Origin of the sequence: Neobacillus vireti, from assembly GCF_036962345.1 — a bacterium.
Classification (GTDB): domain Bacteria; phylum Bacillota; class Bacilli; order Bacillales; family Cytobacillaceae; genus Neobacillus; species Neobacillus vireti_A.
This window is the reverse complement of sequence record NZ_JBALNB010000004.1, coordinates 144,887-169,727: the sequence shown is the minus strand read 5'-3', so window position 1 is coordinate 169,727 and position 24,841 is coordinate 144,887. Positions and strand designations below refer to the sequence as shown.

The 24,841-nt window shown below is 38.3% G+C and carries 21 protein-coding genes; 2 read left to right on the top strand and 19 right to left on the bottom strand.

Annotated features, from left to right (window positions below):
• The first annotated feature begins 13 nt into the window (after nucleotides 1–13).
• Nucleotides 14–1,510 carry an RNA-guided endonuclease InsQ/TnpB family protein gene (locus V7108_RS03235; protein ID WP_335567346.1) on the top strand — a complete coding sequence of 499 codons (1,497 nt, stop codon included), beginning with the start codon at nucleotides 14–16 and terminating at the stop codon, nucleotides 1,508–1,510.
• A gap of 92 nt (nucleotides 1,511–1,602) precedes the next feature.
• On the opposite strand, the gene V7108_RS03230 is transcribed toward V7108_RS03235, so the two are convergent.
• From V7108_RS03230 to V7108_RS03170, 13 genes are all read right to left on the bottom strand, one after another.
• Nucleotides 1,603–2,271: a YesL family protein gene (locus tag V7108_RS03230; RefSeq protein ID WP_335509259.1), complete on the bottom strand. Its 669-nt coding sequence runs from the start codon at nucleotides 2,269–2,271 to the stop codon at nucleotides 1,603–1,605.
• Nucleotides 2,272–2,451: 180 nt separating this feature from the next.
• Complete coding sequence (locus V7108_RS03225) at nucleotides 2,452–3,561, bottom strand: glycoside hydrolase family 88 protein (protein ID WP_335567345.1); 1,110 nt, start codon at nucleotides 3,559–3,561, stop codon at nucleotides 2,452–2,454.
• A gap of 504 nt (nucleotides 3,562–4,065) precedes the next feature.
• Nucleotides 4,066–7,503: a discoidin domain-containing protein gene (locus tag V7108_RS03220; protein ID WP_335567344.1), complete on the bottom strand. Its 3,438-nt coding sequence runs from the start codon at nucleotides 7,501–7,503 to the stop codon at nucleotides 4,066–4,068.
• A gap of 647 nt (nucleotides 7,504–8,150) precedes the next feature.
• Entirely contained in the window at nucleotides 8,151–9,278 is a 1,128-nt protein-coding gene (locus V7108_RS03215; RefSeq protein WP_335516030.1) for a glycoside hydrolase family 88 protein, read from the bottom strand.
• Nucleotides 9,279–9,283: 5 nt separating this feature from the next.
• Nucleotides 9,284–11,077: a sensor histidine kinase gene (locus V7108_RS03210; protein WP_335516028.1), complete on the bottom strand. Its 1,794-nt coding sequence runs from the start codon at nucleotides 11,075–11,077 to the stop codon at nucleotides 9,284–9,286.
• On the bottom strand, nucleotides 11,077–12,144 hold the full coding sequence (locus tag V7108_RS03205; protein WP_335516025.1) for a response regulator transcription factor: 1,068 nt from the start codon (nucleotides 12,142–12,144) through the stop codon (nucleotides 11,077–11,079). Before V7108_RS03205 ends, V7108_RS03210 begins: the two co-directional genes overlap by 1 nt.
• Before the next feature lie 193 nt (nucleotides 12,145–12,337).
• Entirely contained in the window at nucleotides 12,338–13,930 is a 1,593-nt protein-coding gene (locus V7108_RS03200) for an extracellular solute-binding protein (RefSeq protein WP_335516022.1), read from the bottom strand.
• Between the two features lie 62 nt (nucleotides 13,931–13,992).
• Nucleotides 13,993–14,868, bottom strand: coding sequence for a carbohydrate ABC transporter permease (locus tag V7108_RS03195; RefSeq protein WP_335516021.1), 876 nt, complete (start codon nucleotides 14,866–14,868; stop codon nucleotides 13,993–13,995).
• A 14-nt stretch (nucleotides 14,869–14,882) separates the two neighbouring features.
• Nucleotides 14,883–15,854: an ABC transporter permease gene (locus V7108_RS03190; protein WP_335516019.1), complete on the bottom strand. Its 972-nt coding sequence runs from the start codon at nucleotides 15,852–15,854 to the stop codon at nucleotides 14,883–14,885.
• A 78-nt stretch (nucleotides 15,855–15,932) separates the two neighbouring features.
• Nucleotides 15,933–16,784 carry a sugar phosphate isomerase/epimerase family protein gene (locus V7108_RS03185; RefSeq protein WP_335567343.1) on the bottom strand — a complete coding sequence of 284 codons (852 nt, stop codon included), beginning with the start codon at nucleotides 16,782–16,784 and terminating at the stop codon, nucleotides 15,933–15,935.
• Between the two features lie 15 nt (nucleotides 16,785–16,799).
• The gene (locus V7108_RS03180) at nucleotides 16,800–17,960 is read right to left on the bottom strand and encodes a Gfo/Idh/MocA family protein (protein WP_335516013.1); all 1,161 of its coding nucleotides are present in this window, start codon (nucleotides 17,958–17,960) and stop codon (nucleotides 16,800–16,802) included.
• A 234-nt stretch (nucleotides 17,961–18,194) separates the two neighbouring features.
• A complete protein-coding gene (locus tag V7108_RS03175) occupies nucleotides 18,195–18,698 on the bottom strand; it encodes a DUF1456 family protein (protein WP_335516011.1) in 504 nt (167 codons plus the stop codon).
• Nucleotides 18,699–18,811: 113 nt separating this feature from the next.
• Nucleotides 18,812–19,099, bottom strand: coding sequence for a putative quinol monooxygenase (locus V7108_RS03170; protein ID WP_335516008.1), 288 nt, complete (start codon nucleotides 19,097–19,099; stop codon nucleotides 18,812–18,814).
• Nucleotides 19,100–19,303: 204 nt separating this feature from the next.
• Between V7108_RS03170 and V7108_RS03165 the strand changes: the two genes are divergently transcribed.
• Nucleotides 19,304–20,212, top strand: a complete 909-nt coding sequence (locus V7108_RS03165) for a cupin domain-containing protein (protein ID WP_335516005.1) — start codon at nucleotides 19,304–19,306, stop codon at nucleotides 20,210–20,212.
• Nucleotides 20,213–20,329: 117 nt separating this feature from the next.
• On the opposite strand, the gene V7108_RS03160 is transcribed toward V7108_RS03165, so the two are convergent.
• The 6 genes from V7108_RS03160 to V7108_RS03135 all read right to left on the bottom strand — a co-directional run bounded on the left by V7108_RS03160 (nucleotide 20,330) and on the right by V7108_RS03135 (nucleotide 24,830).
• Entirely contained in the window at nucleotides 20,330–20,797 is a 468-nt protein-coding gene (locus tag V7108_RS03160) for a GreA/GreB family elongation factor (RefSeq protein ID WP_335567342.1), read from the bottom strand.
• Nucleotides 20,798–21,046: 249 nt separating this feature from the next.
• Nucleotides 21,047–21,229 (bottom strand): hypothetical protein, encoded by a 183-nt coding sequence (locus tag V7108_RS03155; protein ID WP_335518275.1) that lies wholly within the window; start codon nucleotides 21,227–21,229, stop codon nucleotides 21,047–21,049.
• Nucleotides 21,230–21,492: 263 nt separating this feature from the next.
• Nucleotides 21,493–22,386 carry a ribokinase gene (rbsK, locus tag V7108_RS03150; RefSeq protein WP_335518278.1) on the bottom strand — a complete coding sequence of 298 codons (894 nt, stop codon included), beginning with the start codon at nucleotides 22,384–22,386 and terminating at the stop codon, nucleotides 21,493–21,495.
• A gap of 22 nt (nucleotides 22,387–22,408) precedes the next feature.
• Nucleotides 22,409–23,221, bottom strand: coding sequence for an energy-coupling factor ABC transporter ATP-binding protein (locus V7108_RS03145; protein WP_335518281.1), 813 nt, complete (start codon nucleotides 23,219–23,221; stop codon nucleotides 22,409–22,411).
• Nucleotides 23,209–24,081 carry an energy-coupling factor ABC transporter ATP-binding protein gene (locus tag V7108_RS03140; protein WP_335518284.1) on the bottom strand — a complete coding sequence of 291 codons (873 nt, stop codon included), beginning with the start codon at nucleotides 24,079–24,081 and terminating at the stop codon, nucleotides 23,209–23,211. The genes V7108_RS03145 and V7108_RS03140 overlap by 13 nt, the downstream gene beginning before the upstream one ends.
• Nucleotides 24,078–24,830, bottom strand: coding sequence for an energy-coupling factor transporter transmembrane component T (locus tag V7108_RS03135; RefSeq protein WP_335518288.1), 753 nt, complete (start codon nucleotides 24,828–24,830; stop codon nucleotides 24,078–24,080). The genes V7108_RS03140 and V7108_RS03135 overlap by 4 nt, the downstream gene beginning before the upstream one ends.
• Nucleotides 24,831–24,841 lie beyond the last annotated feature (11 nt).

Below are 24,841 nucleotides of genomic sequence, written 5' to 3'. Positions count from 1 at the left end.
AGAGGTGAACACAATGTATAGTGCATATAAAATACAAATACATCCGGACCATGAATTGTTCGATTACTGTGATTCTCTATGTTATAAAGCGAAGAACTTGTACAACATAACCAATTACTATATTAGACAGGTCTACACCGCTTTAAAAAAAGGAACGAGAAACGAAAATCAACTTCAGGCTTTAACGGATATTGAATTGCATTTACCTAAAATGAATGAGATTCGTCAGAAAAGCTATGAAAAAGGAAAGGTGAACCCTAAGCAAGTAAATAAAAGCGGTAAAATCACTGATGTAAAGTTCAAGCCATTTCAAATGCCCCATCATGAAAAATCATTTATTGGATATGGCTTTGTTGAAGCCTTATTTAAAGTGATGAAACAGATAGATTACACTTCTATGCCCTCCCAGTCCAATCAACAAACGATGAAAAAAGTATATGACGATTGGAAAAGTTTCTTCGAGGCCTCAAAGAAATATAAAATTAATCCTGCCAGCTTTACTGGAAAACCAAAGATTCCAAAATACAAAAAGAAAAATGGACGCACAACGTGTTATTTAACCAATCAAATTACCAAAATTAAAGATGGAAGTGTTCTAAAATTACCAGGAACCCATCTTCTATTAAACTTGGGAAAGTTAGTTCATTTAAAAGCGAAACTGCAACAGGTTCGAATTGTACCTTCCTACAGACGCTATGTAGTAGAAGTTGTTTTTAAAGGTAAGCAAGATAAGGAAATCCAACGGTCTCAAAAACAAACTAATGAATTGGTATTTGAGCCGAAACGAGTAATGGGTATTGATTTAGGTGTTGATAACCTGGCAACTATCGTCGATAATACGGGGCAAAAGCCTCTGCTTATCAAGGGAACATGGTTAAAATCAACCAATCAATACTATAACAAATTAAAGGCAAAGTACATGAGTATCATTCGAAATGGTAAAGGTCCAAAAGAAGGGATATTCAATACTAATCGAATGATTTCGTTGGATCGGAAAAGAAATAATCGAGTCATGGATTTTTTGCATAAGGCTAGCGCTAAAGTGGTAGAAATTGCTTTAGAAAGAAACATCGATACCATCATCATTGGAAAGAATGTTGGCTGGAAAGTAGAGGTTACTATGCAAAAGGCAGATAAGCAAACGTTCATCCAAATTCCCTATGCGACTTTCATTGAAATGATTCGATATAAATCTGAGCGTAAAGGTATTCAGGTCATTGATAGGGAAGAGAGCTATACCTCCAAGTCAAGTTTCTTGAATAATGACCCCATCCCAACTTTCGGAGAAGAACACCAAACTACTTTTAGCGGGTATCGAAGCACAAGAGCCTTTTACAAACTTAAAGGATCAAAAGTTATAATTCATGCAGATGTAAATGGTGCCTATAATATCGTACGTAAACATGTAAAGAATGCTTTTGAAGGACTTGAAAGAAGACAATTCCTTCAAGCCCCACAGAAAATCTTCATCATGAAAAATAGACATGCAAAGCTGAAGGCTTCGGCCTGATGTAGTAGCGGGACTTGTGGTAGCCCACGTAAAGACAATGGTGCTTTTAAAGACTATTCTTTCGAAATCCCTAGCTTTAGCTATGGGGATACTCATACTGAAATCTGTTCTGATTTGTCGTTATACTCTTCTATTTTTCCATTCTGCTTTACCTGAATTTTGAGGAACACTCCATACGCGATCTTCATAAGTAAAATCGAATTCACACTAACTCCAAAGAAGATAAATAGAACAGGAAAATATTGAAAAACAACAATGGAAACGCTCGTGATAAACAGCATAAGAATCGCATAATGTGGAAAAGTCAATCCAACTAAGAAAGCGTTTTTAATACTCCGTTTTAGATTCACATCAAAATGAACTAGGACAGGGAAGATAAAACTAACCGTTATCCCAATAATGATCACAACACTATAAAAAATCACCTGAAAAATAGTTTGCAGTTGATTTGGTAATAAATCAAGGTTTGCATGATAGGTATAAAGGATGCTTCCTGCAATCAATAAAAACCATCCTAATAAATTGGACCTTAAAAATTCACTTCGATAACTTTGCCAGAATAATTTTAAGACTGGAACTTCTTCCTCTTTATCCATAATCCATTTCCTGGAAACCGCAAATACTCCAACAGTAGCCGGCATTATACCTAAGATGATTCCTCCCATTAACGTAAAGAAGATCCATAATAAATTGACATAGGCAAGTCTCATGATCCATTCACTTACTCGGTAAAAGCCTCCCATTATCCCTTTCTGTTCCATTATTAAATCTCCTTTCCTGCCAAAAGCCGGGGTCCTTCTTTGGCTAGCTATTCCTACTATTATAATCTTAAATACACTTTTTCCGTATGCAATATTTTTACATGCAGGGTAAAAATATTGCACAAAAAGGTGAAAAAGAGTACCAAACCGGTACTCTTCCATCTTATCGAATTATTATATTTAAAAAATATGTCGATTCCATCCATTAAGCTTGGCAATCGCTTCAATAAAGAAATAATCTCCATATATTAACGATACATTAACAAAGTTGCCCTTTGGTTTATGCCCCGTTCCTTCTACTAATATCCCTTGATAATCAGGGTTATTCCAAGTAGCATAGTTATTTGATAATGAGGTCAATATCCTCCTCGCATTATCCAGATAGACACGTTTTTCATTTTGTGGCACGTGATCAGCAATTTCCAATAATCCTGAGGAGGCAATCGCTGCCGCCGAGCTGTCTCTTGGTTCATTTTCAATGGAATCTACACGGTGATCCCAGTATGGAACATAATCTTCTGGTAAGGATGTAATAAATTGGTGCGCGATTCGCTTTGATGCATTTAGGTATTTTTCGTCTCCCGTAAATCGATACATGTTCGCAAACCCGTAAATCGCCCAAGCATTCCCTCTGCTCCATGACGATTCAGGACCAAATCCTTGACCTCCAATAGGTTCAATGAATTCTCCAGTCTCTGCATCAAAGGAAAGGATATGGCAAGTTGAACCATCTTCGCGAACACCATATTTCAGGAAGGTATCAGCATGTTGAATGGCAATATGTTTAAACCGGGGATCATCAGATACATTACTAGCCCAGAACATGAGAGATAAATTCATCATACAATCGACAATAACCCAGCCAGGTGCACGGTCCCATGATTTAATAAAATTTCCTTTAGGGTTAAATCTGCCTGCTAGAAAGTTCGCAGCTAATAATCCCAGACGTTTACTTTCTTCATCGCCGGTAAGCTCATATTTGTATACTGAGGTTAATAGGATTTGAAAGCCTATATCATGGTCAAATTTTTCTGGATGCTCAATAAAGGCTCTTTCAATTTTATGATTGCAGCTTTGGGCAAGGTTTTTATATTGTTCATTTTCGGTAAGATCATAGAGAGTCCATAAAATACCTGGCCAGAAACTTGAAGTCCACCAACTTGGCCGGGTGTCATCATATACACTATCGTTACTAGCAACATGGGGCAATTTATCTTGGATTCTATCTAAGTTTCTATATGTTTTTTCTTCAATAAGCTTTTTGGTCTCGAGTGCAAAAATATCCGTCACGTTTTTTCCCCTCCACACTTAACTTTTACTCATCACATACTATCATACCTGTAATGTGACTGAGATTTATCGGGACTTTTATTACAAATTTGTGCACTATTTTTACCTTATTATTTTTTTGTTTGGTTTCCGATGATAGGTGTACTTCGGGATAACCTCTATTGAGGACTAACCCTTTCTGTGCGCTCGTGTGTTTTGTACTCAATACCCTTGATTGAGGACTAATCCTTACGGTGCGCTTGTTAGTTTTGTACTCAATACCCTTGATTGAGGACTAATCCTTACGGTGCGCTTGTTAGTTTTGTACTCAATACCCTTGATTGAGGACTAATCCTTTCTGTGCGCTCGGTAGTTTTGTCGTCAATACCCTTGATTGAGACTAATCCCTTCCCTGCACCAGTTAGTTTTGTCCTCAATATCCCCAGGATTGAGGACATTTTATCAATAAAAAGAAGCGTGAATTCACAGTGGAATTCACGCTTAAAGTTTTTAGTATACTAGATTTTAGTTTTGTTGAATATTCTCTACAGCCTGGCTGCCGAGTCTGTCTTTAAGCTGTTGTAAATAAAGGCTTCGAGGGGCAACATGGCGTCCTTCTGCTTCCCAGTAACCATCTTCCCTAATGGATGCGCCTTCTGTTTCAAAATCACCAGGCTGTCTTTTACCAATTAGCCCGATAGCATAGTTTTGTGCTGTCGGAGGGCTTTGTACTGCTAATTCGCCCGTATGGTTCCAGAACACATAGTTCGCTCCAGCCCAGCCATGCCCGGTACCATAATAAGCGCGGTCCATGACATTTGCTTTTCCTTCCACGTTGTCAAATAAACCTCCTGTTGCCCAGCGTTGATGGGGCTCGCTTCGAGCAAAGGAATTCACATCGACTGAATCTAAAATGGCATTTGGTCCAGCCATATGTTTATCGAAAATAAACCCATGTCTGGCTGTTTCTGAATGGACTCTTTGTGTTAGGGTCAGCTGCCCCACATAATTAAACGGATACCTTCTAGATCCTGTTATGATACTCACCATATCTTTGTTGGTCGAATCTTGAATGGTCACCCATTTTGAATATCTGCCCACATTGACTAAACTCTTCGTCAAATACAGACCTGTTACATTTCTCATCCAAGCATTTTTCGTATATTCAAAGGTTAGAAAGGTCGATGCTTTTTCTTCATCTGAATAGTATTCAGTACCATTATCATGTTTAGCTGTTACAGATTTGTCAAATTCAACTTCCACTCTTAAATCTTCGACCCCGACATTATTTAATCGAATAGAATCATCATATTTGTAAACCTCTCCGCCCCCATATTCACGTTCAATGGCATTGGAGACTGGAGCATCAATGGTGATGGTATTGCCTTTTATAGCTGTAATAACACGGTCAAAATCTAGTGTAAATGGCTCCCATTGCACGGTCGTTCCCCGGTCTGGAATTCGGTCCATATTAATGTCATGGATCCAGCTGCTGTTTCCATAACGGCGAATCATGATTGTATCGCCAACTTTAAAGGAGGATGCATTTTCGACATGGAAGCTGCGACTTCCAACTGGAACATACAAATCTGTAACAGCAGTTTTGGTTTCTTCAAGTAATGTTGGGGAAGCAGTTTTATCGCCTACCTCTAAAATATTCCTTACTGTCTTACCAGTCGCATAGAAGATGGTGTCTTCTTCTCCCTCTCCACTGCCGCGAAGGACCACACCACTGCTGTTAATTTTTAATGTTCCTTCAATTTCATAGGTTCCCTTCTTTAGGACAACTGCTCCTCGGAAACCATTTGACTGAAGTGGCAGATTTGAGACATAATCAATTGCTTGTTGGATATTTTCTGTATCATCCCCTTCTACAGGTACAACCACTACTTGCTCCTGAACAACCGGGATACTGATACCGCCGCCCATATAGCCGCTGTTAGAGTAGTCCATGATCTGGTTTCCTCTAAAATCAGAAGAATATTCAAGTTTTCCTTTCTCGTTTAAAAACGCCATTTTACTTTGATCTTCTGGGAATTGTTCCATATTCATAACACGGAAATGCAATGAATCATACACTCTTTTACCTTCATCCAATTGAATTTCCAGCTGTATTTCATACTTTCCTTCATTGAGGGTTCCAGGAATACTAAGTGTATACTCATCACCTTTAGAAATATGAAGCAGTTTAAACTTATGGACAACTTCATTGTCTTCGTTAACAACCCTTCCACGAATCTTTCCATCACGGTGAGCATTCACCTTTACTTCAGGATATTCTCCTCCTGGCGAAAGGATTGCAGGCTGTCCAATTTGGGTTGGTAATTCCGGATGAATCAATGACGTATCGACAATCCGTGCTTCCGGATCATCTACATCAACAAATACACTGGTGCTTTGGGTAATTCCTTCAACTGTTGTCTTTCCAGTGAGGACAGTCACGCCGCCTGCTACAGCAGTAATGGTACCATTCTCATCCACTGTTGCTACCTCTGGCCGGCTGCTAGTAAACTCAATGTTTGCCTCTTGATCAGAGAGTTTTCCTCCATCATATAGATTGCCTTCAATATTAACTGTTTTGGTATCACCTTTTGTCATATCAATATCTGAATCTTTTTCATACTTATCTATTAATTCATCGAATAGATATACTCCTTTTAAAGGGTTTTTGGCTGGCGCCACTGGAGCTTCATCTGTGTCAAAAATCTTCAATTCGTAAATTAAAGGAACGGATGCTTTCTTAGCATGGACGTTTACCTTCAGATAGCGGGCTGTTATTTTTTCAAAATTGGCTTGTTCCTGTTTTGCAACAACCAAACGATTTTCATAAAATGATGACCAATTTTTATTATCATTTGAATAGAACAATTCATATTTTTCGACGGCATCTAGATTGAAGAGGATTTGTGACTTATTAAAGGTTAGCTCTCTTCCAAGGTCAATGGATAACCAATGTTGTCCATCGTCCCTAAAATCTCCGCTCAATGCTCTCCAATAAGTACTTTCATCTCCATCGACTGCATTGGGGCCAACTGTTCCCCCACAGCTACTGCCACAGAAGGAACTGACAGTTACATCCTTCTTGTAAGCGATATTTATTTGAGCTTTATCCGTATCTGGACCAAAAACATCGACCCATAAACGATACGTTTTTGTTACATCATTTTTCGTTACAGTGATATCCACTGCTGCTGTGCCCTCTCCCTTAGCTGTCATTAGTCCTGTTTCATCTACGGTAACAACGTCAGGTGCACTACTTTGGAAAGCAGCTTCTTCTGTTACATCTACTAAACTTCCGTTTGCCAATGTACCGATAACCGCTATAGATTTGGTATCCCCAGGAGTGATTTCCAGCCCATTTGCACCAACTGTTTGGTTATTGCTTACTACTGCCAAGGAAGATAATGGACTTAATGATGGGTCGATTTGGCGGTTGTAAACTTCTATCTCAGATAAGATGTTTTGCCCCTGCCTTCCAGTTGCTGAACTAATAATATCTAAGCTGACTTTGATGTATCGTGCTAGGACCGAGTCAAAACCGGCTGTTTCTTTCGTTGTTAATTCCTGACCTTTTGTCGCTACTTCTACCCACGAAGAACTTGACGCATTCTTATAAGATATTTGGTAGGAAACAATAAAAGAGGTATTTAACCCTTTTAATACTACTTCATTTACTTGAGTCTCTTCTCCTAAATCAATTTCTATCCAAGAATTATGATTATCCGTGACATCTGCGTCTGTTACCGACCAATATGTGGTGCTACTACCATCAACTGCATTAGTCGCAGCCAATCCGCAGCCAGAACAGTGTGAACTCTTTTGTAAATTTACTGTTTTCCCTAGAGCCAAATTTATCGGCCCTTCTTCAGCGGCCGTACTAGTTCCCATCACTGGCATAAACAAAGATTGAATCAAACAAAAAACAAGCAGGATGGATATGGTCCTTTTGGACAAAATCTTCATGTATTCACTCCCTTTAGTGTAAACGCATTCATTATTAGGTAATAAAAGTGGATCCACTCTTTACAAGTCTAAAATAAACTCACCTCCTTAAAATCGAGGACAAACAAAACTCTTACTTTCCTTTGACAGTTGTTGAGATTAGAGATTCTGGAGATGGAGGTAGATTCTAGATGAGGATAGAAGGAATTAATCAGAATTTTCATACCACTCATTATAATTCCTATTAAAAATTTGCAAGAGGGATAATTTTGTGTTGATTGTGTAATATTTTTACTGGTTTTTTATTACAACTCAGAAAGGCTGTGTCAGGTTATTGTTGATTTTATTAATTTTAAGAATCATAATAAACGGAGAAAATCCGCTTAATTTGTAATTACTAGAAAAAATAGCTTTAATAGACGGAGAAATTCCGCCTATTGACTCGAAAAACGTGAAAATGGAGGATTTTTCTTTGCATAACCGGAAAACCTCCCCTTATTTACCCCGAAATAGGCTCCATTCTGCATTTAACCGGAAAGTCTCCGCTTATTTTACTTTCACTGGTCACTAGAGCGCATATCAACAGCCTTATTTAACATCACCTTCAGAAATGATCTAAAGGCAATAAGATAGGCAGCCAGTTGGCTGCCTATCTTTATTTAAAACCTCTATTGTGACATTGCCTCAAAACCTTTTAATCTAGCAATGCCTTCAACAAAATAAAAGTCACCATAAATAAGCGGATTATCTACGTATTTTCCATTATGATAATGACTTACTCCATGTAAAATCATTCCATCCTGGGATGGGTCTTCCCAGGCCCCGTAGTTCTTATAAAGAGAATGAAGGATATTTTCACCAGCTGTTCGATAAAGCTTGGATTCAATTGGATCTGCCTTTTCAGCTAATAAGAGCAGCCCGCTTGCAGCAATGGCCCCGGCGGATGAATCTCTGTAAGCTGTAACGTCTTCAGGAATTCGGAAATCCCATACAGGTACATAATCCTCTGGCAGATTGGCGATAAAGAAATGTGCCACCTTTTTAGCTGCCTGTAAGTATCGATCTTCCCCTGTAAAGTGATAACAAAGTGTCATTCCATACAATGCCCATGCAGCTCCTCTTGCCCAGGCAGAAAATGGAGAATGACCTTGTCCTGCAATATGACCAACACATTCTCCAGTTTCTGAGTCAAACTCAACAATATGGTGAACTGCTCCATCTTCGCGAATAAAATGGGATAGAACCGTGTCCGCATGTTTCATGGCCACTGCTTTAAATCTTGGATTTTTTGTCTCTTCGGAAGCCCAATACAAAAGGGGCAGATTCATCATTGTGTCAATAATGGACCAGCCTGATTTATCATCGCCCTCTCCCCAATTGTTCCAGGCTTGAATGTAGTTTCCGTTAGCATTAAATCTTCCCATCAAAATGTGAGCTATCAGTAATGCTCTCTTCTTTGACTCTTCATCACCTAGTAGTTTATATCTTGCAACACTAGTTAACTTCCACATAAAACCAACATCATGATGCATGGTGTAAAAGTACTTTATCACTTCATCTAACTTTACTTCGCACTCTTCCGCGATTGCTTTTAGTTTTTCATCTTTAGATTCCTGATAAACCTGCCACAGAAGCCCAGGCCAAAATGCTGCTGTCCACCAATTGGGTCTTTCAAAGACATATTCCCCATTCTCACTCGCATGTGGGAAATTTGCGCCAATTTTTTCAGAAGTTTTCTCTAGCTTATTCTTGATCGTTGACCATGCCCCATCTACCCAATTCAATTGTTCAGTCATTAATCTCATCCTTTCATATGGTAGGGAACAGCCATTCGAATCGTGGTTCCCTTATTTTGTTCGCTAAAAATCTCAATTCCATAGTCATTGCCAAATAACAGTTTCGTTCTTTTTGCCACATTTAATAAACCAATACCATGATTGGTGTTTGGATGTAATTGTTCATCTTCCAATTTAGTTCTAAGCTCTAGTAATCTACCAGGGTTCATTCCAATACCATTATCCCCAACGGAAAGAAATAAAATATCGCCTTCTACTTCTCCTCTAATGATAATTTCAGATTGATCCGTCACTGGTTGAAAGCCATGTTCCATTGCATTTTCGACTAATGGCTGTAAACTTAGCTTTACGATTTCTGCACGTAATAACTGATTGTCTATCTCAATCGATAAGGGAATCTTTTTTTGCCACCTGTGTTCCTGAATGATTAAGAAGTCTTTTACATGTTGTAACTCATCTTCAATCTTAACAACCTCAAGGTTTTGAAGTGAATAACGAAACATATTTGCAAGTGCTTCTGTCATTTCGGAAATCTCTTCTTCTTCTCTTAATATCGCAAAGGAGTTGATGGTTCCTAACGTATTGTATAAAAAGTGAGGATTGATTTGAGCCTGTAGAGCTTGAAACTCAACCTTTTGTTTTTCTAACTCTCTCTTCTGTAACATAATTTGACCTTTTTGATTTTCAAGCTCTGCTTTATAAACTTGATCAATCAGAGAGGCTAATCGCTTCACCATTTTATTGTAATTTTGAACTAAGCTGCTTATTTCATCATTTCCACTTGGTTCAGGTGCTAATTCCCAATTACCTCTCTCCACGTTCTTCATGGTTCTTTCAATCATACGGATGGGTTTAACAATTTTCCAAATGAAATGCTGTGCAAAGAATAATGCCATGATGATGGCGATCGCACCAGAAATCAACACCGTTGTGCGTACAACCGCAATCGGTTCAAATAAGGTTACCCGCGGTACAGCGAGAACAACCTTCCAACCAGTATAGGAAGAAGTATTAAAATGAAAGAAAACCCTTTCATGTTTCCATTCGTCATAGAAATTGTTTACAGATTTATTTGCCAGCTTATTCTTTATAGATTCCTTAACTTTTGTTCCCATATATTCATCATCCGGATGATAAATAATTTGTCCTTCGTCCCCGACAATCATAAAGAAACTATTCTCAGCTAACTTAATTTCTCCCCATGACCTTGTTAGATAAGAAGGTTTTAAGTCCACGGCAATAATACCTTTAGGCTCAAACGTTTTTGCCCCGCGGATTTTCCGGGCCATGGTAATAACCAATCTATTATTATTGATTCTTGGGTAGATAAGAATTTTCCCATCATTCGGTGTCCGTTTATTTAAATCTTGGTAAAATTCCTTTACCGGAAATACGCCTCTAGGTTCATTTGACATGATGTACTTTCCATTTTCACTCATTAGATAAATTTGTTCGATTTCAGGCCTTTCCGTTATAATGCCATTCATACCATCCTTAATTTGGGAATATTCTAGATAGCTTTCGTAACTTGATAAAGTATCTCTATCAAGGAATTTCCGCACATCTTGGCTGGTAATCAGCGGCAGTGTCGCCCGTTCATAGTTTTTTAAATATTCATCGATTTGAAGATTTACGTTATTGACGATTTGCTCCAAATATACAGATACTTGATTCTCGATTGTAATTGAAGCTTTACTATAGGTCGTAACAGAGACTAATACCAAGGAAGATAGAATAATCACTGAAAAATAAATAAGCAATCTGTGAAATAAGTTTAAACGAAGAAACCAGAACTTCATTAATTCATCTCCAGCGATGAAATATATTTTGAAGGAGATAATCCGGTATACTTTTTAAACGTTTTCGTAAAATGTGAAAGATCTTCATACCCAAGGCTATTAGCGATTTCGGTGATCTTCATATTACTAGAATCCATAAGCTTCAAGGCTTGTTCCATCCGCAAATGCATACGATATTCAACAAAACTGGTCCCTGTTTCCTTTTTAAAAAGGTGACTAAAATAGGCAGAGTTTAGCCCTAATTTATCTGCGACATCGTCTAAAGTTATTTTTTCACTCAGATTTTCTGATATATATTTCTTTGCAAACTCAATTGGATCAAGCACTTGGCCTTTACGCTGTCTCCGTATTCGTTCAATTAACTCAATACAGTTTTGCTGAAAGCTGTCTATTAGTGCAGCTATATTTGTTCCATTAATGTTTCCTGCATGCTCATCCAGTACGATATTTCCTCTTTTATTCACACGTTTAATAAGATTGGATAGAATATTATTTAACGTATTGTAAAAATAACTAACTTCCATTTCCTTACTAACGAGGATTTCACCCCATGATGACAGAGAGATTTTGACTATATCTTCATTAAGTGTCCAGATAGCCCCCTCCAGGGTATCTATTAAATTCTCCAACTCATTCATATTAAGGAAATGTTCACTCGGTTTTCGATACTTATCAATGAGACGTACTAGTGTTTCTTGCGCCATCTTCTTAGTAACCGGTTTCAAAAGATATTCTTTTACACCCAGCGTTATCGCCTTCTGGGCATAGCTAAACTCATCATACCCCGAGAGGATTACCCACTGAGTCCTGGTCATCTTTTTACTCCACTTTTCAATGAGCGTTAAACCATCCATTACGGGCATATTAATATCCGTAAATACGATATCAAACTCTTGTTCTTCAAATAATTGATTGGCAATCAGACCGCTATCCGCCTCAAGAATGTCAATCTTAACATCTTCTAACTCTGTATGACTTAATAGATAACTAATTCCTTTACGGACAATCGGCTCATCATCAATGATTAATATGTTGATTGTTATAGAAATAGTAATCGCCCCCTGCATGCCAATATGTTTGTTTGTTTATTAAACGAAATAGCTACCTTATAACATCATTATATCTCTCATTTCAAGTAATCGTCCTAATTTTTCTATTTTTTTGATAATGTTACTATTTAGTTTGAAAGCGGAGAAACCGTTACGGAAACAGCCTTTTTAAAAACCAGCCTTTACTGCTAAAGGCTGGTTTAAAAGCATATTACTTTCTAGATGTTTCGTAGTATTTGCCTTCTTTATATTGTGCTTTTGCATCTTTAAGGTATTGTTCGCCGCCCAGCTTTTTCCATTCCTCTAATACCTTATCCCAATCATTTACAGGTTCAGCTCCAGTAATCATTTTCACGATATGTCCGTGAAGGAATTCAGAGTGTCCATCTGCATTTTTATCTTCCATATCTGGTTTACCTGTAAAAGTTGTCAAAGGTGGTTCAAACGTAATTCCGCCATTTCCTTCTTTAGCAAGAACATTCTCATACGTGTCTAAAAGTGCTTGTCCTTCAGGTGTTGTTTTTAATAGGCCTTCTGTATATGCTGCATCACCTGTTAACCATAACCAGCCTGTACGGAATGCTTCTTTGTTCACTTCATCTGGTGCAACTGCTTGTTTGTAGTTGATTTTACCGTTCTCTTTTGTATAATCTTCACCTTCAATTCCAAAAGTGAAGAATTCTGTAGCTTCTTCGGTTACCATCCAATCTAAGAATTGAATAATACGTTCTGGATTCTTTGTTTCTGCATTGATAAAGTAGTTTCTAAAAGCTGGATCATAGATAACATATCCACCATTCGTTCCTTCTGTACCCACAGGAGAAGGGATAATTGCAAGTTCTGCATCAGGTACATTTGCCTGTAAGACTTTATTCCAAGAATTAAGGACATTGGCATTTGCTGAGAACATACCGCCCTTACCAGACTGGATGATATCTTTGTATTGATTTGATTCTTGCGTTAAGAATTCCTTGTGGATTAACCCTTCATCGTACATTGTTTTATACGTTTGAATGGCTTTTTTCATATTTACGGAATCAAGATACTTAGGAACTGGATCTCCATCTTTATTTAATTCCATTAGTGGTTGTACATCGTATGCTCCAAAGAATGTATCAGAATAACTTAAGCCTTTTCTTGCTACAAATGGCTGGTCTACACCCATTTCTTTAAATGCACGCAATACTTCCAGCGTTTCTTCAACAGTTTTTGGTACCTCTAAACCTGCTTTTTCTAGTAAATCTTTCCGAATAAATGTTGCTCTACGAGAAGGATTACTCAAAATTTGTGGAATAGCATAAATTTTTCCATCCGTAAATCTCTGAGTTTCCCATACTTCTTTTGGAATGAACTTCTTCAAATTTGGTCCATATTCATCAATTAAATCATCAAGTGGCAAGAATACTCCTGCTTCAACGGCTTGTACCAATGACTGACCTGAATTCGTGTATTTACCCATACCTTGGACAACATCCGGAATATCACCTGATGCAAACATTAAGTCCATTTTTGTCTTATAATCATTGTGTGGCAATAACTGAATGTCAATATCTGTATTTGTAAATTCTTCAATCTTTTTAACATATGGATCTTCATTGATGTTTGGAGAATTCTCTACATGCGGTATTGCAAGTGTACGGATAGCCATAGAAAATGCTACTTTTTCGTCGGTAACTTTTTTCTTATCATCATCTTGTTTCTCTTCACTGCTTGTATTGCCTGAACTACAGCCGGCAATGATTATAGCTGTAATAATCGCAAGGATGAATGCTAAGAACTTATTGCTCCGTTTTCTCTGTTTCATTCTTTTTCCCCCTAAAATTTTTATTTAATATAGTTAGAAAAGAATAGCCATTTTAAAAATGATTATTCTTTTACAGAACCCAACATGGAGCCTTTCACAAAATACTTTTGCAAGAATGGATAGACTAAAAGGATAGGCAGCGTTGCAAAGATAATCGTTGCCATCTGAATTCCCTCTGGTGAGCTCAAGGCCATTGATGTCAAGTTCGCCTCTGTATCAACCATCTCATTTGAAACAATCATTTGCCTTAGTTTTACCTGAAGCGGGTATAGTCTTGGATCATTGATAAAGTAAATCGCACTTTGATAGCTGTTCCAATGACCAACACCATAAAAAATACCTAATGTCGCTAAAGCAGGCTTGGATAGCGGTAAAATAATTTTAAAGAGAATTCCAAGTTCTCCCAAACCATCTACTCGAGCCGCGTCAATAAGCGTACTTGGGATATTCATGAAGAATGATCTCATGATAAAGAAGTTAAATGCACTAATTAATCCTGGTATTACAAGCGCCCATAACGTATCAATCATTCCAAAGCTTTTAATGACTAGAAAAGAAGGAATTAATGGGACAGAGAAAATCATTGTAAATAATACCATTAATAGAACAAACTTTTTCCCCTTAAACTCAGGTCTTGAGGTTGGGTACGCTAATGAAGCGGTTGCAATTAGGTTTAACAGCGTACCACCTACTGTAACCAGTACAGATACCCCAAAAGCTCTCCAAATCGAGGCATCTTGCATTACATATTCAAAGTTATTAATTGTAAACTCAACTGGCCAGAAGAATACTTTTCCATTTGTAAGAGCTTCTGCTGAACTAAATGATTTTGCAATAATATGCAAGAATGGGAGCAGCATACTTAGGGAAAGTAAGGTGATAAAAACAACATTAAAACTTGTAAATATTTTTCCGCCGAGACTTTGTTTTTGTTTCATGCTTGTCCCTCCTTTTAGTACAAACTGTTCCCGGTAAAGCGTTTACTTAAGAAGTTTGCGATCATAAGCAGAATTAATCCAACCACGGATTTTAACAATCCGATAGCCGTTGTGAAGCTATACTGTGCTTGTTGTAAACCTGCTTTAAAGATATAGGTATCTAGTACCTCTCCATTTACTGAGTTTAATGGATTTAAGAAAACGTAAACCCTTTCAAAACCGAAGTCTAAGAAATTACCAATTTGTAATAAGAACAGTACAGTGAATGTAGGCATGATGGCAGGAATCGTAACGTGCAGCGTTTGCTTCCAGCGGTTTGCACCGTCTACCTTTGCTGCCTCATATAATTCTGGATTGATGGCTGTTAATGCCGCTAAGTAAATAATGGTTCCCCACCCAACACTTTGCCATAGTTGCGCAAGAATTAAGATCGGACGAATAAAGTTCTCTGAGCCTAAAAAGTAGATTGGCTCCTTTCCTAACCATACAATTACTTGGTTTACAATCCCCGTTGTTGGAGACAAGATCCCAATAAAAATCCCACTGATGATTACCCATGACAGAAAGTGCGGCATGTAAATAACGGTTTGAACAATCTTTTTGTAAAGTTGAAGCCGCAGCTCATTCAATAAGAGAGCAAGAATTAGAGGAGCTGGGAACATGAGCATATCGTAAAAGCTTAATAACAGAGTGTTTTTTAGTATCCTCATGGATTCCGGATTCTCAAATAATGTTTTAAAGTGTTTCAGTCCCACCCATTCACTGGCGAAGACACCTTTGAAAATGTTGTAATCTTTAAAGGCAATAATGGAACCAACTAAAGGAATGTATTTAAAGATTAGAAAATACAAGATTCCTGGAATGGCAATGATATACAACATCTGGTATTTCTTAAGATGGCGGAGAGTTGAAGTAATCTTGCTTACTTTTGTCGGTGTTTCGTGTTGAATTACATTCTTGTCTAAAACGACATTCGTATCTTCCATCCATGTTCACTCCTTTATCACGATCTTACTAGCGATAGAATTTATATTGTATTCTATCGCTAGTTGATCCTAAAAAAATTAAAACCAATCAGCGTAACCTAGTTCTCTTAAATGGTTGGCAGAAATTTTCAGAGACTCATAAGGGTCCCTGCCGTATGTGTCATCTTGTTCAACAATAAAGTATTCAGACCCATACGCTAATCCCGCTTCTATGATTTCTTTTATATTTAGTGTACCTTCACCTAATTCTGCAAATTCAACGTTGTTATGCACTCTTTGTACATATGTTGCACGATCACTTACACCATTCAAATCTACAACACCGATACGGTAATCTTTTAGGTGCAGCAAGCCAATTCTTCCTGTGTACTTCTTAAGAAGTTCTACAGGGTTTACGCCTGCCCGTGCCACCCAATGGACATCGATCTCAAAACCAAGTTTTGAAGAGTTGTTTTTAATGATATCTAATAATAATTCACCATCATATTTTTGGAACTCAACAGCATGATTGTGGAAATAGAATTGAATACCATATTCAGCTAATCTTTCTGACATTAATTCTACTTTTTCTACAAAGTTCAGGATTTTATCTTTGTCTCCCAAAATATCTAATGGAATCATTCCCATACGCAGGTAGTTACAATCAAGCGCTTTGCAATCATCGACAATCTTTTGGAAATGCTCGGTTAGATTATCAGCATTACTGCCTGGCTTTGGATCGATAGCAGCGGAAAGTGCAGCAATTTTAATATCGAAGTCCTCCGCTGCTCGTTTAAATTCAGCAACATTTTCTGCTGTCATTGGAATTTGAGATACTTCGACGGCGCGATAGCCAAGCTCGTGAATCTGTCTCATGGTTTCATAGACACCGTGTTCAGCAACCTTGCCTTTCACCATCATCATCTGTACTGCAAATTTACCCTTTTTCACTTTAGCTGTACCTCCTTAGTTTTGTACCGTAACGCTATTTTCTTCTTCAATCTTTTTATTTAATTCAGCTAAGAATAAATCCTCATCAAGCGGTAATTCTACTTCTTTCCCCAGCCAGCTTGAAAGGTGGATTGCGTTGGCTAATGCCACCCCATGGATTCCGTCACTTCCTGGTGCTACCAATTCAGTGCCATCCAAAATATTAGCTGCGAAGTTTTCTAAAATATTGATATGCTGCTGACCCCATACACTTTGGAATTCAATGACTTCTTCACTGTATATTTTTGAAGGGCCCTCACCACTTGTAAGTTTCTTTATATCCCCCCAGCCTAACGTAGCGCTCATTTCTGGTTCTGACTTATAAAGACGCTTAATCGTAATTTTCCTGCTATTGTCGACGATAATTTTCCCTTTATCTCCTAAAATTTCGAAACGGTCTGTTCCTAAAACATCATGTGTACAAGTAATAAATACTCCAGTTGCGCCGTTTCCATAATCGAGTATGGCGGTTACTTCATCCTCGACTGGGATGTTTCTTTGATATCCGTATTTTAGGTTGGAATAAACCTTCTTAGGCATTCCGCAGATCCATTGAAGTAAATCAATTTGATGTGGTGCTTGGTTGACAAGTACACCGCCGCCTTCGCCGCCCCATGTGGCTCTCCATGCACCCATATCATAATATCCTTGTGGTCTCCACCAGGTTGTAATCAGCCAATTGGTTCGGCGGATATTTCCGATTTCTCCATTATCAATTAACTCTTTTACTTTTTTATAAAGTGGGTTTGTGCGTTGATTAAAGAAAACAGCAAAGGTTAATTTAGGCTTGGTTGCAGCAAAGTCGTTTAATTCTTTTACTTGTTTGGTATAAACTCCCGCCGGTTTTTCTACCAATACGTGAACATCTCTCTTTAACGCTTCAATTCCAATCTCAGGGTGCAGGTAATGTGGTACCGTAGTAACAACGGCGTCCACATTACCACTCTCTAGCATTTCAATATAGTTATTATAGAAAGGTACTTCCGGAAATTTTTCTGCACAATATTCCTTTTTCGCTGGGTCAATGTCACAAAATGCCCCAATCTCCAAGTTCTTGACCATTCCCTCTGAAATAAATCGGCTATAGTTGCTGCCTTGTGCTCCTACACCAATAATTCCCAGTCTCACCTTTTTCATCTTTATTTCCCCTCTCTTTATCTATTTTCAGAAACTATCATTCTGTTTAATTAAGAGTTGTTAGAATAGATTTACTATTGGAATCGTTTACAGTAATTTATATTAAGAATATATCACTTGTAATTCAAATCTCACTTGTACGATATTTAGCTCTGTTGTATTTTTTTTAGAATGATACAAATCCCCCTATTGCAAACATAATAAAAAGCGCTAATGGAAATAGCGCCTTTTGATTCATCCTCTATAGTGTATTGCCAGCCCTTTTAAAAAGTTTCGAGCGTATTTATCTAAACACTCTTTGTAATTTTTATGGCCTTCTTTTCTTAAAAAGGCACTTAATTCTCCTTTTGTAATCGTGAGTCCGGCCTTTTCAAATATATCGAGCATTTCCTCACTGGTTAATTGCAGTGCAATTTTCAGCTTTTTTAATAATGTATTATTCATATTTCCACTTTTCTTTACAGGCGCTGCGGGTGTATCAGGCTGCCCAGGTTTTGGATCTTGCTTTCCTCTTTTAAAAACGATAAAGCCATTAAAAAAAGAGTCCAACATCACGTTATTCACTTTTATTTGGTCGGAATATAGTTCTTCCTCATAACTGTCAGGTGATTTTGTAAGTATTTTTTGTATCTCTTCCTTTGTGACTTCCACACCGCCAAGTTCAAATATCTCAACCATATCGGTATCCTTAATATCCAGCGCATATCTTACTCGAATCACTATATCATTATTATCCATAGTTAAACCTCCTATAACCATGCCATTTACATAAGCATTATTCAGTATGCCACAACAAAAAATACTATGCAATAAGCCGCTGACACCTCGGCTTATCACATAGTATTCGCCATTTACTTAATTTCTCGATAAAGATTGATTTCTGTACTTTCTCTAAGTTTTCTTAGTTCTGGAACAATTGTTCTTACATGTTCGCTTCTATTATGTAGATCAAGTGCTTCTTCATCTACCCATTCTTCAATCATAGTAACGATGGTTGGATCATTGATATCCTCATGAAGAACGTAAGAGATACAGCCTTCTTCTTTATTGGTTTCCGTTACAAGCTCTCTCGCAATCTTTATATACTCTTCCTTCTGAACATCTGATTTCAGTTTACCTTTCGCAACAACTCTTAACATTTTACTTGCTCCTGTTCTATTCTTAATATAGTTTATTTTGTCAAATCGAGCGCCCATTCACCTATGATAACTCTTAAATTTATTCTAGCATTTTTAGTCACACAACTTAAATGATTTATTTTTTATCATCATGTTTCAGATAAGTTGAAGCACCCCGCCCCACATGAGGCATATGATAACTTTGAATTATTGTGAAGGGAAGGAATGAGGAGAATGTATCATAATCCTTTATGGTACCAATATCCATACTATATCAACACACCAATAGATAACTCAAACTTTATGCGAAATCAAGGGAACCCCCAAAAGCTATATAAAACAATCCTGGCTAGAATAGAAAAAGAAGTATCCGCCATTGAATTTTACAGCACTTTAGCCAAAATGGCACCGGATCAAAAGCAGAAGAATGAAATTCTTCAGGTTTTAGAAGATGAAAAAGCACACTTTCAACAATTAAGCAATCTTTATTACATGGCAACAGGAATGCATCCGGTGTACCAAACCGAAAAAATTCCTATTCATAATTTTCAAGAAGGGGTGCGAAAGGCTTACGAAGCCAAATTAGCAGATTATGAAGAATATAAAAAGGGCTTTTTGCTATCCCAAAATCCACCTGTTCAGGATGTGTTTTTGCGTGCTTCCACGGATGAATTAGAACATGCGAAACGATTGAGCGATATACAATCGTTTAACAGCAGGGAAAATCGTGTGTCAAAAGACCACGGACCAGAACCGTACGTCGTTAATATCGAAACAGCAACAACACAAAACAATACGTTTCGCACTGCTTTATGGACTGGGCAGCATTTACAAGTTACGTTGATGAGTATCGATGTTGGAGGAGATATCGGTTTAGAGATACACCCTGATGTTGACCAATTCTTACGTATTGAACAAGGTCAAGGACGAGTCCAAATGGGGAAAGATAAAAATCAATTAAACTTTGAAAAAAACGTTTCTGACAATTTTTCAATCATGGTACCAGCCGGAACATGGCATAATGTGACCAATACCGGGAGTATTCCACTGAGGCTTTATTCCATATATGCCCCGCCAGAGCATCCTCATGGAACCGTTCATAAAACGAAAGCCGAAGCCGAGGCAGCAGAATGACATAGTCAAACATGTAAAAGACTCGCCATGATCATTTGGCGAGCCTTTTTTCAATTTTATCACGAAGTGGCAAACGACGAAGCGTCCCATATTCATTCAATCTCATACAGAGGTTTTTCATGCTTCTTTTGTGTGCTGCTGGCTAGTTAAATTGGTTCCAACATAGGTAATTTCCTTAATCATCACGGAAAGCTCCCCAGTTGGAATTTTTAGCGCCAGCTTTTCTCCAATCCCCCTAAGCAAAAGCTGCTTGCCTACAGGAGATAAAAAAGAAATAAACCCGGAATCAGGGTCGGATTGTTCCGGTAAACAAATGATATAATCCTCAGCTTCATTATCTTCTTCATACCATACAGTGACCTTCGTTCCAATATACACCTTTGAAAAAGAAGAAATCGTCCTATTTCTTTTATTCTTTTCTAGCAGGTCCTCTACCTCTAGCGTGTATAAATTGAAAAAGTGCTTTATTCGTTCCTGCACCGCTGTTGATGAAATATAAAGATTCGTTAGTTCCTTGATATTTTCATCTATATAAACCAATTGTTGTACAAAGTCTTCCTTATTTTGCTGTATACTATGGTTCATAGTAGATAACCCCCAGACTTGGATTAAACCTTTTATAAATTTTTGAAAACCTTTTCATTTTTAAATTCCTCCTTATAAAAAAATAAGACCTGCTGAAATATTGGCATTACGGCATTCCCAATAAAAAGGAAGAAATGCCCTTTATCCAAAAAAGGTCTCAGTTTAATATTAACATATATAGGTAAATAAATCCTATTCGGTACTCGCGGAGGCCAATTCCTCTACAGAATTCATTCCCCTTCCAAATAATCAAACTAGTACAAGAATAGCTGCAACGGTCATCATTCTTTGCATTCCTAATAAATAAATATCGAAAACTTCCCCAAATTTTTTCACCTTACCGGAAAAGTTCCTAAAAATATTGAAATAATAACATTTTTCGTTACCAACGCGGCTAAAATCGTCCATATGGGTGATATCAAAGAAACCCATCCTGTTGCCCTCCTAAAAGCTATAGTAAAAAAGAATATACATAATTTTGCTTCTTTTTGAATATTACGTAATAAATGTTTAGAATTTTTGCTAAATATCCTTTTCAATATATTGAAAAGGCAGGATTCACTTTGAATCCTGCCTAGGAGAGACTAGACTAGGTGCCACAGAGCCAAGCGTGATGCTTGGCTCTGGTAACACTTTCGCTGGGTGTGACAGACTCTGCTCCAAAAGGAAGCACAAGAACCGTCCCCCTTCTTCCCTTATACAATTTCTGCTAGTGTTGGCAATGATGGCTGGGCACCTTCCCTTGTGGTGACGATGGCTGAGACTTTTGTAGCAAACTCTGCTGACTCCAAGTCGCTCATTCCCTTTGTTAATCCGACGGCAAAGGCGGCAATATACGAATCTCCTGCTGCTGTTGTGTCAACCGGAATCACTTCCACTGCCGGTATATGGACTTGAAGGTCGTCGTTAAGTAAATAGGAACCCTTGTCCCCCATGGTAACGATGATTCTAGCTAAGCCTAACGATTTTAGGAAAAGAGCAGCTTCAACAATTTCTTCGATTGTTGCCGTGGACATACCTGTCAGCTGCTGCAGTTCTGTTTCATTCGGTATTAAGGTATGCACCATTCGAAGCATTTTTGCAGGTAACTGCCGACCGGGTGCCGGATTTAAAATTACTTCATTTTGATGTTCAGCCGCAATATTCAAGACGTATTCAACTACATCAAGTGGAATTTCCAGCTGCATGATGATAAAATCACTCTCTTGAATCAATTGAATGCAATCGTCGATATCCGCACAACTTACCTGATGATTCGCTCCAGGGACTAAGACAATATGATTTTCTCCGTCTTGGCTTACATTAATAAAAGCCATTCCTGTCGTGCCTTCTTGCTGTATTTCAGTAACATCGACACCGGCTTGCTTCAAATTATTTAATAGCACCTTACCATGATCATCAGCTCCAACTCGTCCAATCATGGCGACATTTCCTCCTAGTTTCGCAGCAGCAACAGCTTGATTTGCCCCTTTCCCGCCAGGATTTTGTTGAAATTTTGTACTGCTAATTGTTTCTCCAGGATGTGGGAGATGTGGAACATGGGCAACTAAATCCATATTCAAGCTCCCAATGACAAGTATTTTCTTCAATGATCCCACCTCAAGCTTTATTCTACCAATTATTCACATATCGTAAATGATTCATTATCTCATCGATTGACAAGACCTTCTCTTCTAATTGCAGTGATCGGCTGACACGGCTAATATGCGGCTGCTTGAGCATGCTTTCTTCTAACACATCAAAATTCCAAAAGATGTCCCGCTTATTCCCTTCTGAAATCTTCCTGCGATTAGCCATGACAATAACTCGTTCAAAATGATTCACAACGAATTCCATATCATGAGTAATTGTAATCACAGTTTTTCCTTCGGCCATTAACGTGCGAATCATCAACCCTAATCTGTCCAACCCTAGTAAATCCTGACCAGCTGTCGGTTCATCCAGAATAATTACACTCGACTCCATAGCTAGCACGGAGGCGATGGTCACAAATTTCCGCATCGAAAACGGCAAATTGTAGGGATGTTCCTTTAAGTAGGGGACAACCCCCGCAAGTTCAGCCGCCTTCATCACATTTTCTTTGATCTTTTCAGGTGATAATCCCATCCTCTTTGGTGCAAACTCAATTTCACTATACACATCACTGTGAAAGATCTGATCGTCCGGATTCTGAAACACATACCCAACTTTCCGCGAAATTTGCGCGGTCGTATAGTCTTTTGAATTCCAGCCATCAATGATGACATTGCCAGATTCCGGCTTTAATAATCCATTCATTAATTTAACGGTTGTGGTTTTTCCAGCCCCATTTTGCCCTACAATTGCAACAGCTTCGCCTTTACCAAACGACATACTCACATTTTCCACTGCTTTATATCCATTAGGGTAACGAAAGCTTACATCATTCAGCGTTAAGAATGACATATTTGTCCCCCCTTCGCTGCCACTAATCCTTTTACCGTAGTAATCGCCTGCTGTTCCGTCAGTGGAATCCGATCCACTTCCCAATTCTGCCTTTTCATTTCAAGACCCAATAATGCATATTGTGGCAGTGCTGCACCGTATTCCTGCACGCGTTGATCCGTAAGAATCTCTTCGGTCGTTCCTTGCATGACCACTTCACCATCTTGAAAAACAAGAATCTTATCCGCTTTTTCCGCGATTAATTCGATTTTGTGCTCAGCTAAAATAATCGTTTTTCCTTTATGCTTCATCAGTTCTATTATTTTAAAAATTTCTTCCGTTCCCTGAGGGTCCAGCTGCGAAGTTGGTTCGTCAATGACTAAAATTTCTGGCTCCATGACGATGATCGACGCTAGGGCAACCCGTTGCTTTTGCCCGCCAGAGAGCTCCTGAGGATTTTTATCACGTAAATATTCAATCCCTAGAAGGCCGATTACTTCCTCGACCTTCTGGGTAATCACTTCCACGGCTACTCCTAAATTCTCCAACCCAAAGGCAATCTCCTCAAAAACGGTGTCCTTTACTCCACTGATCTGCGTAAAGGGATTTTGAAAAACAAAACCTATTTTCTGGGCGAGCTCACCCATATCCCACTCACGAATATCCTTCCCATCGATCAGCACATCGCCGCGTAAATCACCTTTATAAAAATGAGGAACAAAACCGCGTAAAACGTTGCAAAAAGTCGTTTTACCGCTGCCATTGGCACCAATTAAGGCGTAAAAACCGCCCTTTTCAACATTTACATTGATGTCCTTTAACACATCGCGTTTTCCAATCGGGTACTTGTAGGATACATTCCTTAGTTGAATAAAACTCATAAAGCAACCCTCCAGACAATGATGACAATGAGTAATAAGAGTAATAGAATTCTTACAACAGTGTCCTTTGTGGTTTTTTCAATCCTGTAGAGGCTTGTTTTTTTGACGGGTGCTGTGAAAGCCCGTGCCTCTAAGGTGATCGCCCGTTCTTCGGTACTGGCGACCGATGTTAAAATAAGTGGGGTCAACGTAGGCAAAAAGGCTTTAGCCCGTACCCGTAAATTGCCCTCTGTTTCAACCCCGCGCGTTTTTTGGGCATCCATAATCGTCATCGATAGTTTCTTCATTTCAGGGATGATCGTCAGTGTCGATAAGACGACGTAGGTTACTTTTGATGGAAGACCAAGCTGTTCTAACGAATAGACAATATCCTTTACAGACGTGATGCGGAAAAATAACAGTAAGGATGACCCGATGGCAGCAATTCTAGATGTCAGTAGTAAACTGAAATCAATCCCTTCCTGCCTCAGCGAAAGGAAACCCCAACTCCATAGGATGGTATCACCCGGATAGAAGAAACTCTGAATTAAAAATATAAACGTACTCAAAACTAGAAGAGTCTTAATCAATAAGCTTAGTAATTCTTTAAAAGCCCTCGCATACAGGGCAAGCAGCAGGCAAAGAGGCACCATTAAATAGCCATACAAATACCCTTTTACAATAAAAACAGAAATAATAATAAATAGCGAAATCAAAAATTTTGTTGTTGGATAAAGATTAAGAAGCAAATTGGTGGATTTTTCCCTCATGGCAAACCCTC